Origin of the sequence: Dermacoccus nishinomiyaensis, from assembly GCF_900447535.1 — a bacterium.
Classification (GTDB): Bacteria; Actinomycetota; Actinomycetes; order Actinomycetales; family Dermatophilaceae; genus Dermacoccus; species Dermacoccus nishinomiyaensis.
Genome location: NZ_UFXX01000001.1, coordinates 1239452 through 1251733, shown reverse-complemented (window position 1 = coordinate 1251733; position 12282 = coordinate 1239452). Strand labels below are relative to the sequence as shown.

12 protein-coding genes are annotated in these 12282 nt (G+C 70.7%); 6 read left to right on the top strand and 6 right to left on the bottom strand.

Annotated features, from left to right (window positions below):
* Positions 1 to 3: 3 nt before the first annotated feature.
* The 3 genes from DYE07_RS05915 (at position 4) to DYE07_RS15095 (ending at position 2986) form a co-directional block, all read left to right on the top strand.
* On the top strand, positions 4 to 1989 hold the full coding sequence (locus tag DYE07_RS05915) for a M13 family metallopeptidase (protein ID WP_062258333.1): 1986 nt from the start codon (positions 4 to 6) through the stop codon (positions 1987 to 1989).
* Between the two features lie 78 nt (positions 1990 to 2067).
* On the top strand, positions 2068 to 2535 hold the full coding sequence (locus DYE07_RS15100) for an EamA family transporter (protein WP_006946205.1): 468 nt from the start codon (positions 2068 to 2070) through the stop codon (positions 2533 to 2535).
* A complete protein-coding gene (locus DYE07_RS15095) occupies positions 2423 to 2986 on the top strand; it encodes an EamA family transporter (protein WP_237723903.1) in 564 nt (187 codons plus the stop codon). The genes DYE07_RS15100 and DYE07_RS15095 overlap by 113 nt, the downstream gene beginning before the upstream one ends.
* Here the strand turns inward: DYE07_RS15095 and DYE07_RS05905 are convergent.
* From DYE07_RS05905 to DYE07_RS05895, 3 genes are all read right to left on the bottom strand, one after another.
* Entirely contained in the window at positions 2944 to 3423 is a 480-nt protein-coding gene (locus DYE07_RS05905) for an 8-oxo-dGTP diphosphatase (protein ID WP_062258331.1), read from the bottom strand. The two genes, DYE07_RS15095 and DYE07_RS05905, sit on opposite strands and share 43 nt — an antisense overlap.
* Positions 3420 to 5681 carry a helicase-associated domain-containing protein gene (locus tag DYE07_RS05900; protein ID WP_237723904.1) on the bottom strand — a complete coding sequence of 754 codons (2262 nt, stop codon included), beginning with the start codon at positions 5679 to 5681 and terminating at the stop codon, positions 3420 to 3422. Before DYE07_RS05900 ends, DYE07_RS05905 begins: the two co-directional genes overlap by 4 nt.
* 272 nt (positions 5682 to 5953) lie before the next feature.
* A complete protein-coding gene (locus DYE07_RS05895; RefSeq protein WP_256594782.1) occupies positions 5954 to 7048 on the bottom strand; it encodes an aldose 1-epimerase family protein in 1095 nt (364 codons plus the stop codon).
* On the opposite strand from DYE07_RS05895, the gene menD reads away from it, so the two are divergent.
* The 3 genes from menD to DYE07_RS14685 all read left to right on the top strand — a co-directional run bounded on the left by menD (position 7032) and on the right by DYE07_RS14685 (position 9436).
* Complete coding sequence (gene menD / locus DYE07_RS05890) at positions 7032 to 8879, top strand: 2-succinyl-5-enolpyruvyl-6-hydroxy-3-cyclohexene-1-carboxylic-acid synthase (RefSeq protein WP_237723906.1); 1848 nt, start codon at positions 7032 to 7034, stop codon at positions 8877 to 8879. The two genes, DYE07_RS05895 and menD, sit on opposite strands and share 17 nt — an antisense overlap.
* A 122-nt stretch (positions 8880 to 9001) precedes the next feature.
* The gene (locus DYE07_RS05885; RefSeq protein WP_006946300.1) at positions 9002 to 9184 is read left to right on the top strand and encodes a hypothetical protein; all 183 of its coding nucleotides are present in this window, start codon (positions 9002 to 9004) and stop codon (positions 9182 to 9184) included.
* A 78-nt stretch (positions 9185 to 9262) separates the two neighbouring features.
* On the top strand, positions 9263 to 9436 hold the full coding sequence (locus tag DYE07_RS14685; protein WP_006946187.1) for a hypothetical protein: 174 nt from the start codon (positions 9263 to 9265) through the stop codon (positions 9434 to 9436).
* Between the two features lie 22 nt (positions 9437 to 9458).
* Here the strand turns inward: DYE07_RS14685 and DYE07_RS05875 are convergent, their stop codons facing one another.
* The 3 genes from DYE07_RS05875 to DYE07_RS05865 all read right to left on the bottom strand — a co-directional run bounded on the left by DYE07_RS05875 (position 9459) and on the right by DYE07_RS05865 (position 12164).
* On the bottom strand, positions 9459 to 9890 hold the full coding sequence (locus DYE07_RS05875) for a hypothetical protein (RefSeq protein WP_147286890.1): 432 nt from the start codon (positions 9888 to 9890) through the stop codon (positions 9459 to 9461).
* Positions 9891 to 10229: 339 nt separating this feature from the next.
* Complete coding sequence (locus tag DYE07_RS05870) at positions 10230 to 10691, bottom strand: flavodoxin family protein (RefSeq protein WP_040014813.1); 462 nt, start codon at positions 10689 to 10691, stop codon at positions 10230 to 10232.
* Positions 10692 to 10877: 186 nt separating this feature from the next.
* Positions 10878 to 12164, bottom strand: a complete 1287-nt coding sequence (locus tag DYE07_RS05865) for an isochorismate synthase (protein ID WP_006946244.1) — start codon at positions 12162 to 12164, stop codon at positions 10878 to 10880.
* Positions 12165 to 12282 lie beyond the last annotated feature (118 nt).

The window sequence follows — 12282 nt, the reverse complement described above, 5'->3', positions numbered from 1 at the left end:
CGCATGACCCGCAAGTCCGGCCTCGACGTCGACACGTTCGACGCGTCCGTCCGCCCCCAGGACGACCTGTTCGCCTACGTCAACAACACGTGGGTTCGCGAGCACCCCATCCCCGACGACAAGTCGCGCTACGGCGCGTTCGACCGCCTTCGTGAGAAGAGCGAGGCGGCGATGCGCGTCATCATCGAGGAGGCAGCGCAGAAGGCGGAGGACGCCGAGAACGGCAACCCGGCCGAGGGCTTCGGCCCGGCCACGCAGAAGGTCGGCGACCTGTACCGCTCGTTCATGGACACCGAGCGCATCAACCGTCTCGGCGTCTCGCCGATCGCGGAGGATCTCGCCGCCATCGACGGGCTGACGAGCGAGCACGATCTGCTCATGCTCCTCGGCCACCTCGAGCGCTACGGCATGGGCGGTCTGTTCGGTTTCTACGTCAGCGCCGACGCGAAGAACAGCGACGAGTACATCGTCTACATCGGCCAGAGCGGCCTCGGGCTGCCCGACGAGGCCTACTACCGCGAGGCACAGTACGCCGAGATCCGCGCCGCCTACCAGGAGCACATGGTGCGGCTGCTCGAACTCGCGGGTGTCTCCACGCCGGAGGCCGTCGCCGACCGCGCTTACGCCCTCGAGGTCGACCTCGCGAAGCACCACTGGGACAACGTCTCGACGCGCGACGCCATCAAGACCTACAACCGCTACACGCTCGACGAGCTGCGCGACGTGCTCGGCGCGTTCGATCTCGACGCGTGGATGGAGGGCCAGGTCGTGCCGGACGGCGCGTTCGCGAACGTCGTCGTCGGGGAGCCGAGCTACCTCGAGGGGCTCGCGGAACTGTTCGCCACCCGTCCGCTCGAGGATTGGAAGGCATGGATGACGTGGCACCTCGTCACCTCCTTCGCGAACTACCTCGGCGACGCCGTGGTCGAGGAGCGCTTCGACTTCGCCGGCCGCACCCTGTCGGGCACGCCGCAGCTGCGTGAGCGCTGGAAGCGCGGCGTCGGCCTCGTCGAGGGCGTCCTCGGCGAGGAGGCCGGCAAGCTGTACGTCGAGCGTCACTTCCCGCCGGAGGCGAAGGGGCGGATGCAGGAACTCGTCGGCAACCTCGTCGAGGCGTTCCGTCGCAGTTTCCGCGAATCGACGTGGATGAGCCCCGAGACGCAGGTCAAGGCGCTCGAGAAGCTCGACGCGTTCACGCCCAAGATCGGATACCCCGACGAGTGGCGCGACTACTCCGACCTGCAGATCGTCGCCGACGACCTCGTCGGCAACATCAAGCGTTCCGCGTCATTCGAGACCGACTACCAGCTGGCCAAGATCGGGCAGCCCATCGACCGCAACGAGTGGCTCATGAGCCCGCAGACGGTCAACGCCTACTACCACCCGATGATGAACGAGATCGTCTTCCCGGCCGCCATCCTGCAGCCGCCGTTCTTCGACGTCGACGCGGACGACGCCGTCAACTACGGCGGCATCGGCGCCGTCATCGGACACGAACTCGGCCACGGCTTCGACGACCAGGGCTCGCGCTTCAACGGAGACGGTGAACTCGTCGACTGGTGGACCGAAGGCGACCGCGAGCGCTTCGACGCCCTGTCGGCCAAGCTCATCGCGCAGTTCTCCGAGCTCGAGACGCGCGACGCCCCCGGCCTCAAGGTGAACGGTGGCCTGACGGTCGGTGAGAACATCGGCGACCTCGGCGGACTGACGATCGGGTACAAGGCGTACACAATCGCCTGCGAGGACGCTCCGGCACCGGAGCTCGACGGTTTCACGGGCGCGCAGCGCTTCTTCCTCGGCTGGGCTCAGGTGTGGAGCGGCACCGCTCGCGAGGCCGAGGCGAAGCGTCTGCTCGCCACCGACCCGCACTCGCCGATGGACGTGCGCGCCAACGCAGCCCGCAACCTCACCGAGTTCGTCGAGGCGTTCGACGTCAGGGCCGGCGACGGCATGTGGGTCGACGAGGACGAGCGCGTGCGCATCTTCTGAGGCACCTTCCGAGGCCCTGAACGGCCACCAGACGGATCGTTCTTCCGGCCGCGGGCGCGGTGCGGTGGGATGGGGCTCATGACCCCACGCCACATCGCGCTCGCGCTGCTCGTCGTTCTCATCTGGGGGCTCAACTTCGTCGTCATCCACGAGGGGCTGGCCGGCATGCCGCCGCTGCTGTTCGTGGCGATCCGGTTCGCGTGCATCCTGCCGATCATGGCGTTCGTGCCGCGCCCGCAGGTCGCGTGGCGCGACCTCGCACTCGTCGGGCTGCTCATGTCGGCCGGGCAGTTCGGGTTTCTGTACTCGGCGATGGCAGCGGGTCTGGCCTCCGGGCTGGCCTCGCTGATCCTGCAGGCTCAGGCGCTGTTCACCGTCGTCATCGCCGCGGCCGTCCTGGGGGGAGCGGCGGCGACCCATCCCACTCATGGGCATGGGCATCGCCGTGGGTGGGCTCGTCGTCGTGGCCCTCGGACGCTCGGGGGCGACACCGCTCGTCGGCGTCCTGCTGTGTCTCGCGGGAGCGCTGAGCTGGGGTGCCGGTAACGTCGCCTCGCGACGCTGCGCGGGAGCGTCAGGCCTCGGTTTGACGGTGTGGGGCAGCCTGTTCGTCCCGCTGCCTATGCTGGTGTTGTCGCTGCTCAGCGACGGCCCGGGCGCTGTCGGTGACGCGCTCACGCACTTCGGCGGCGCGGCGATCGCGTCGACGGCGTACACCGTCATCCTTGCGAGCCTCGTTGGCTACACGATCTGGAACGGGCTCATGGGCATCTATCCGGCATCGAACGTCGCCCCGTTCACGCTGCTCGTCCCCGTCGTCGGCTTCCTCGCCGGCTGGGTCTTCCTCGGCGAACGCCCCAACGCTGCCGCGTTCGTCGGCGGCGCGCTCCTGCTCGTTGACGTGGCCGTCATCGTGCTCGGCCCGCGCGCGCTGACGCGGCTGGGCGCCCGCCGTCAGAGCTCGAAGCGCTCGAGCGTGACGCCGTCCGCGCCGTAGACGAACAGGGCGTGCTGCAGGGTGTCCGCGAGCGCGCGGGGCATCCAGTGGCGCGCATCCGGCCACATCTCGACGTACGGAATCTCGTCCTGACGCACCCACCGGCCGGCGATCTCGTCTGAATCCTGCACCGCGCCGAGGGCATCGGACGCAATGAACACATGCGCCCGCATGTCTTGGGTCAGGTCGTCGTGGGAAAAGCGAAAGTCGAGGACGCCGGCTGGCGCGAGCGTCTGCGCGCGCAGACCCGTCTCCTCCTCGAGCTCGCGGGCGGCCGCCTCCTGCGCGCTCTCACCGGCGTCGATCTTTCCGCCGGGGGCGACGACGCGGCTACGACCGAAGCCGCGCAGCTTTCGCCCGAGCAGCACCTCGTCCGCCCCGTCGCTCGTACGGGTGACAAGGACGAGGCAGGTCTCGAGGGGCGTCGCGGACGTCACGCCGACGCCACGCCCGTGATGCGGTGGATCGAGAACGTCCGCGTCACTGGCGAGGCGTCGCCCAGCTGGCCCGTGACGCGCCCGCCTGTCACGCTCGCGGGGCGGAACAAGCCGCGCTTGATGTCGCCGCCAGCCTCGACGTAGCCGATCCACACGGGAACGCTCTCGGCGGCCGCGTCCTGCAGCAGCGCCAACGTCACCGTCGGATCACAGGACGGGATGCGCGTGTGCGCGTCGTGCTCGCTCGGACGGACGGCGTCCCTCTCGGCGGCCCGTAGACGGCCGGCCAGCTGCTCGGCCTCACCGGCGTCGAGCGTGTTCACCTGGACGGGGGTGGCGCGGCGCGACGGCGTCGGGGCCCGCTCGACGGTGGCGGCGCGCACGACGACCCCGCCGTCGGAGGTCTCGGCGACAGGCGCGTGACGATGCTCGCGCAGGACGTCGAGCAGCGTCGCCGCAGGCATCGGGGAGACGCAGACGGTGGGTGCGATGCGGCGCAGCTGCAGCGACGCGAGGCCCGTGTCGGCGACGAGCGCGTCGAGGGCGGCCTCGTCATCGCTGCGCACGTACGAACTGACCGACCCGACGCGCACGTGGCCGTGGCGGCGCGCGACGTCGCCGAGCAGGTATTCGAGAGCCTGCGGGATCGGCGTCATGCTGTGGCGACGCAGCAACTCGAGCGCCTCCGCCGAGGAGACCCCGTGGTCGAGCAGGCGACGCAGACTCGCGTCGCTGAAGCGGAAAACCGTTGCACCACCGCGGGATTCGACGTCGGCGGCGCGACGCATGAACGTGGCGGCCTCTTCCGCCAGCGGGCCGGGCGCGATGGCGGTGAGGTCGCCCTGGAGCATGACCTGATCGACCGGCTCCGGGAGCGCGGTCGACATGGCGGTCGTCACGGCCTCGACATCCGCGGCGGACGACGGGTCGGCCGCGAGCAGCGCACGCCCGGCGCTGGTGAGCGCGCCCCGGCCGAGGACGCCGAGCCATGCCGCTTCGCGCAGGACGACATCAGCGTGGGTGGGCGCCCCGGCAGGCAGGCGGAGCGGTCGGCGCCAACGCAGCAGCGCTTCGACGTCGTCGATCGTGGGGGCGCTGCCCGCCGGGAGGGCGGCGAGGACGTCGAGCACGTCCCGGCGGCGGGCCCGCATGAGCGGCCACGCGGCGTCCTTGCCGAGGACGTTGACGAGCGTCCCGTCGACGCTCTGACCCGCGAGGCCGGGGGCGCGGACGGTGTCACGCCACGCCAGAGCTAGGGCCGCCCAGCGTCGCGCCGGGCTCCAGGTCGTCCATTCGTCGTACAGATCGGTCGGTCGCCACGTCGCGTCGATCTCTCCGTCGGAGGCGAACAGGCCTGCGGCGTGGCCGATCTCGAGGACGAAGGCGGTCAGTTCGCTCGACGCATCGAGCCTCGCGGCGAGACGACGGTGATCGCGGACGGACAGACCACCGGTGCGCAGGACACGCGGCGCCTCCTCATCCCAGGCGGCGGCGACGTCGTCGAGTCGCCACAGCAGATCGAGCACCTCCCCGGCGGCAGCCGTGTCGGCGTCGGCCTGGTCGACGTGACGTGGCTCGGGTTGTGGCGGCGCCCACGGTTCGCGCGACAGCCGGCCGCCGCGCAGGGCGAGGCCCACCTCGCGCGGGATGACGGCGTCGTCACCGTCGAGGGCGACCATGAGCCCGGCGCGGACGAGTTCGTCACGGACGGCGCGCAGGGCGGGCGTCGTGAACGAGGCGCGGGCGCTGCCCCAGCGCAGTTGCTCGATGACGGCGCGCGCGCGATCGGTGAGACGTGCTTCGGCGTCGGCGACCTCGTCGGGGGTGGTCGTGGGCGAGAGCGCGAGGGTGCTCGGATGTGTCACCAGCTCGGCGGCCGAACGTCCCAATCCTGCTGGGTGCGTGAGGATCTCACCGACCGCGCGAGCCGTTCGCCAGCCGTCGGAAGCGCGCCAGACGAGCGCCTTCGCCCAGAGCTCCCGGATCCCCTGTTCGACGGCCTTCTTCGACGCGCCGAGCGCGGCCGCGGCGCCGTCAGCACCGACGACGAGGAGGGCTTCGACGAGGCGCAGCGCGCCGCCGTCGAGATGTTCGAGCGCACGCTGGACGCTGGCGCGCGTCGCGGCGCGAGCCGCGAGGGAAGTGATGTCCGCCGGCGCCGGTCGCGTGAGGTCGGGGCGCGCGAGCAGGAGGGCCGCGAGCTCGTCGTCGCTGCGGGCCCTCAGATCATCGGCAAAACTGCGCGCGGCTCTGGGCACCCGCACCACGGTAGTCGGCGGCGCGGCCGGGGGCACCTCGACATCCGGTGAAGACGTCTGTGGCGAGACGGCAGAGCGCACCATGGACGTCGGCTGGGTGGGCGGGGGCTCGAGTGCGCGGTATGACGGCCTGCTGAATATGAGCGAAATTCGCACATGCGGACAGGAATCGCGGATGTGGACGTGGATCGCGAAGGTGGACAGGAATCGCCGATGTGGATCGCGGATGGGGACGGGTGGGGCCAGCGTTTTGAGGGTCGGGGTCGTGAGGATCAGTGGCGTGAGGAGATGCCGAAGGAGGCTGTCCATGTTCGGCCGGGGTGCAGCACCATGAGGCCCTCGCCCGTGTTGAACGCATTGGCGGGGCACGTCATCGGCTCCACGGCCAAGCCCGAGCGTCGGTTCTTCGGCTCCGGCAACCCGTCGCCCGTGAACAGCTGCACGTAGCCGAACTCGCGCGCATCGGCCCACAACGTCGTCACCCGCGACGACGTGCTGACGCTGACCTCCCAGCGTGCGGCGTCGTTGCTCGACGACGCGGCTCCGTCAGCCCGTGGCGCCGCGTCTGCAGGCCGCGAGGGCATTCCGCTGCCCGGGCGGGCTCCGATACCGGTGAAGCACGTATCGAGGGTGACGCCGCGCAATGATGCGCTTTCGGTGAAGTCGATCGAGGCTGGTCCACGCCCCACCGGGATGAGCCGCTCGTCGACGGTAAGGGCTTCGTCTAGAGGGGCGGTCAGCGTCACGTCGTCGAGTGAGCTCTCACCTGCCGTCAGATAGGGGTGCATGCCGAACCCGAACGGGCATGGCGTGTCGGAGAGGTTCGTGGCGCGCGGCGTGATCGTCAGGCCGTCGGGGCCGAGCACGTACGTCATCTCGAATCGCACCGTCCACGCCCATCCCGGCTGCGGGTGCAGCGTGACGCCGACGGTGACGCGATGCGTCGCGTGCTCCACGAGCTGCCACGGTTGCCAGCGCACCAGCCCGTGGGCGGCGTTGGCGTGCTCCGGTTCGGTCAGCGGCAGCAGGTACGTGTCGCCGTCGAACGCGTAGCGCCCGCCTGCGATGCGGTTCGGCCACGGCGCGAGGACGTGCCCGCGGGCCGCGTCGGCCATGGTGTCCTCGGCGTATCCATGGACGATGTCCTCGCCGTCGTGGCGCAGCGTCCGCAACCCGCCGCCGACCTCGACGATCGTCGCCTCGTACCCGGACGCCCTGATGTGCCACTGCGTGCCGCTGGGAAGGGTGGGCTGCTCGTCGTTCGTCACGCCCACAGCGTAGGGAACGGGCGCGTCGTTGGGGTTGTCGGCGCCATGCGCCAAGATGGTGAGCGTGAATCCTTCGACTGCCATGGCAAGCGTGATCATCGACGAACTCGTGCGGCTCGGCGTCAAGGACGTGGTGCTCTCGCCCGGTTCGCGTTCGGCGCCGCTCGCGTACGCGGTGGCCGCGGCCGACAAGGCTGGACGGCTACGTCTGCACGTGCGCGTCGATGAACGTTCGGCCGGGTTCCTCGCCCTCGGTCTCGCGAAGATCTCGCGCAACCCGGTGCCCGTCATCACGACGAGCGGCACGGCCGTCGCAAACCTTCACCCTGCCGTCCTCGAAGCACATCACGCGCAGGTGCCGCTCATCATCATGAGCGCCGACCGCCCCGCAGAACTACGCGACACGGGCGCCAACCAGACGACCGACCAAGTCAAGATCTTCGGCTCCGCGACGCGGTGGTTCCACGAGTTCGCGACGCCGAGCGAGCGCGCTGGGCAGAACACGGTGTGGCGCTCGGTCGTCGGTCGCGCGTTCGCCCACGCGACGGGCGTCCCGACGGGCGACGTCGGGCCGGTCCACCTCAACCTGCCGTTCCGCGAGCCGCTGACGCCCGACGTCGCCGACCTCGCGATGGCCGGAGCCGTTGCGGGCGCGGGGGCGATCGTGGCGAGGGACACGAGCGCGACGTCCGATGAGGAAGGCCGGGCTGATGACGCCCCCCCAGCGACGGCACCCGTGTGGCCCGAAAGCCTCGAGGGGCGGGATCGCGGGCGCCCCTGGATGCAGTTGCGTGCTCCGGCATCGACGGTCACCGTCGCGCCCGGCCCGGGCATCGCACCGGTGCCGCGTACGCTCGTCCTGCTCGGTGATCTGCCCGATCCGAAGCTGGCCGCCGAGGTCGCCGAACTCGCCGACGCGGCGGGCTGGCCCGTCATCGCCGAGCCGTTCGGCGATTACCACCGCGGGCGCGCCATGCCGCACGGTTCGCTCATCCTCGCCGCCCACGACTGGCTCGACGAGCACCTGCCCGAGCGTGTTCTCGTCGCCGGACGCATGACGCTCTCGCGCGACGTCGCGAAGCTGCTGCGTCACCCCGAGGTGACCGTCGAGGTCATCACGGCCTCGACGTCGTGGGCCGACCCGTCGCACGTCGTGCAGCGCGTGCACGAGTGGGCCGCCATCGCGCGCTCGCACGAACTCGTCGCGGCGTGCGCGGACCGTCGGTGGTCGAGCAGTTGGCGCATCGCAGGGCAGCGTCTCGCGCAGCGCATCGGGCCGCTCGTCGCGCGGTCGTGGCCGTCCGGCCTGGCCGCGACGTCGACGCTCGTGCAGCACGTGCCGGCCGGGTCGGCGCTGCTCATCGGGTCGTCGAACACGGCGCGTGACCTCGATCTCGGTCGCAACCCGCAGCGCATCGCGCGTCGGGTCTGCTCCGTCGCGAACCGCGGGTTGTCGGGCATCGACGGAGTGGTCTCGACGGCCGTCGGCATCGCGCTGTCGCACGACGGCCCGAGTTTCGCACTCATGGGCGACCTGACGTTCCTGCACGACAGCAACGGCCTGCTCATCGGCCCCGGCGAGCCGCGCCCCGACCTGACGATCGTCGTCATCAACGACGACGGCGGCGGCATCTTCGGCACGCTCGAGCAGGGGCGCAGCGAACTCGCCGAGCACTTCGAGCGCGTCTTCGGCACGCCGACGAACGCCGACCTCGCGCTCGTGTGCGAGGCCCGCGGTGTCGGGTATTCGCTCATCGGGTCGCGTGACGAACTCATCGAGCGCGTCAGCGACCCGGCGCCCGGGCTGAACGTCATCGAGGTGCGCATCGAGCGTCACCTCGAGCGTCAGGCGCGCCACGACCTTTTCGCGGCCGCCATCGACGCCGTCGCCGACGCCGGTGAGATGGACGCGCGCTACGAACGTCGTTGACGCGCCCCACCCTCAGGTATGGTGCGCGCCCGCGTCATCTCGGCAAGAGTGGCAGGAGGCGGCGCCCGCCCGGGGCGCCGCAGCCCACATGGTGGCGCGCCACACGATGAAGGAGAGACGACATGACGGTTGCGACCGACGCAGTGTTCGAGATGCCCGAGGACGGCGACAACGACGGTGAGCGTCTGAGCGAGCAGGACGCCTCCAACATCGACACCCCCGACGCCGGCGGCGAGGCCGACACGGTGAACGAGGACAACGTCCCGCACTCCGGCCTCGACGGTGACAAACTGCAGGAGAACTGATCGCGCTGCCCGGCCGCTCGCGAGGTTGCGGGCGCCCGGGCATGATGCGCGAGACGACGACACGAGGAGATGACGAGCATGGCACTGACCGACTTCATAGAGCAGCTCAAGGCGCGCCTGAGCGGCGCGTCCGACAGGACCGGAGAGACGGCTCAGAACGCAACCGACAAGGCTGGTTCGATCGACGAAGGTGACCCCACGCGCACCATCGTCAGCAACGACCCGGGAACGCCGACGGACCACGCCGTCTGAACCGCATCGTCTGAATCACGCCTCACGCGGGGGCCGAGCAGGCCCCGGTGAAGGTCACGTCGGCCTCGTCATGCACCACGTGCGTGGCGGGGCCGTTCGCCACTGTGATGTCGTAGCCGGTCAGGTGGGACGGGCGACCACTCGAGGTCACGCGAACCTCGATGATCGCCTGATGCCCGGGCAAGATTTCGTGTGGGTGCGCGACGGCGGGAAGTGACGCAAACCCGACGCTCATGGGCGTCTCGGGATCGAGGCTGCCTTCGGCAGGCCCCGCGTCGATGACGGCGAAATCGCGCACGTCGACACGCGACGATCCAGCGCTCGGCGTGATGGCGATGATTCGGGCCGTGTGCCGATCCGTGTTGGCGATGACACCGCTCGGGAAGGCTTTCGGTTCGGACGCGCCGCAGGCCCCGATCGCGAAGGCGACGTTGCCTCCATCGGTGCGGCGCACGTCCTTCGGCCCGCCGAAGGCCGCGACGAGGGCCAGGGCGGTACCCAACGCGACGACGATGGCCGTCCAGGTGCGCGCAGGCTTGGACTCGCCCTGTCGGGGACGGAACGCTGACATCGGTGGGGCCTCTCCGCGTCACCGCGCGGTGACTGCCGCCTCACCCTATGTGTTGCGCCGCCCACCGCGGGCGCTTCCGGGGCGATCGGGGCTGCCCTCTGGCGGGTGCCGGTTGTCGCGCGTCACGACCGAGTGGCCCGGCGCCGCGCCGGCATGGTCACGCGCTTGAATGCACCAGCCCATGTGAGTTCACCAGCCCAGCGCAGACGGCGAGGTGGATGCTCAGTCCAACAGGTGTGCCGCGACGGTGGCTCCGAACTCGCGGGCAGCGGCGAGGTCGTCATCACCCACGCCGCCGAGACGTTCGAAGGGCTCGGCGACGAGGCGCAGTTCGAGGCCCGTCGTGATGGCGTCGAGAGCGCGGCGCGCGCCCGTCGCGTCGCTGCGCCCGTGAACCCAGTAGCTGAACGGGCGCCTGCGGACGTGCCCCTGCAGCGCGCCGTACGTCGAGTCAAAACTGTGCTTGAGTGCGCCGGAGAGGTAGCCGAAGTTGACCGGTGTGCCGAACACATACGCATCGGCGTCGAGGTAGGCCCGCGGGTCGGTCGCCTCCAGCGCCTCGATCGCGACGACCTCGACGAGTCCGTCGAAGAACTCCGGGTCGCTCGCCCCCGCGATCACTGCATCGCGCAGGGACACCGTGGCCAGGGTCGGTGCGTGGCTGATGACGAGAAGACGCTTCATCTGATCGACGCTACCGCCCGGCCGCCGAGCGTGGAACCAGCCGTCCCGCGCGGAGCTGAAGTACCGCATGGCAGGGTTGTGGCGCTCAACTCGCACCGTGAGGGCTGAAAGTCGGCATGGCGCGATCGCAGCTCCGAACGCGCACAAGAACCGGAGCGACGTCGCCAAACCTGCCCTCCTCGCGCGTCAGTCGTCGCGCAACGCCTCGCGCATGGGTGAGAGCTTGGCGACGGATTCGGCGACCTCGCTCACCGGATCGGACCCGGCGACGATGCCGCACCCGGCGAACAGCCTGATGCGGCAGGGGTTCTCGATGTCGATCTGGCCGCTGCGCAGCGCGATGCCCCACTCGCCGTCGCCGGCGGCGTCGATCCAGCCGACGGGCCCGGCATAGCGTCCGCGGTCCATGTGTTCGAGCTCGTCGATGACGAGCGCCGCCTCGTTCGTCGGCGTCCCGCACACCGCAGCCGACGGGTGCAGCGACGCCGCGAGCGTCAGCGACGACGCACCCCCGGCGAGCGCGCCGGAGACGTCCGTGGCGAGGTGCAGCACGTTCGGCAGATTGAGGACGAACGGCGCGTCGGGCACGTTCATCGACGAACAGTGCGGCCGCAGCGCCGCCTCGACGGAGCGGACGGCATACTCGTGCTCCTCGAGGTCCTTCGAACTGCGCGCAAGGCTCGCGGCGAGCGCCAGATCCTGCTCCTCGCTGGAGGCGCCGGCCCCGGCGCGACGGATCGTCCCGGCGAGGACGCGTGAGGTGACGAGCCCCTTCTCCGAGCGCACGAGCAGCTCCGGCGTCGCGCCGACGAGACCATCGACGGCGAACGCCCACGTGTCGCGATAACGCGCCGCCAGACGCGTCAGCAGCCAGCGTGGGTCGATGTCGGCGTCCGCGACGTGGATCTCGTCACGCGCGAGCACGACCTTCCCGATGCGCCCCGTGCGGATCATCTCGATGGCGTCGCTCACGGCGCTGCGCCACTGCGCGGGCGTCAGCGCGCCGTCACGGGCCTCGACGCCCGTCGGTGCCAGCGCCGGCGTGACGTCGGGCAGGCGGTCGCTCGTGCGGTTGATCGTCGTGAGCCACGCTCGCCCGCCGCGGCGCCCGACGACCATCTCGGGCACGACGAGCGCCGAACCCTCGTCGGAGGAGTTGCGGAAACTGAACGAGCCGAACGCGACGAGTCCACTGCCGGGCAGGGCGACCTCGTCCTCGACGTCGGCTGCCGCGACGAGCGCATCCCACCACGACTCGGCGTCGGCGAATCGCTCGTCACCGCTCGTCGCGATCGACGCGGCGCGCCCCCACGCGACGAGACCCTCACCGCGGCGCACCCACGACATCACGTCCTCGGCCGGGCGGCCCGCCGGAACGAGCGAGACGAGATCGCCCGGGTCGGCGAGCTCCTGGGTGCGCACCCGCAGGTGCGGCGTGCGCGCGGCGTCGGCGGGCGATGGGGAAAGGCTCACGAGACACCAGCCTAACCCCGTGCCGCGGACGGCTCGGTGGCGCGAGGCACCGCCGTCAGCGACACGTGATGACGCCCCGCGCGCCTGCTCATTCAGGTGGCCGCGAGGGCACGCGCGC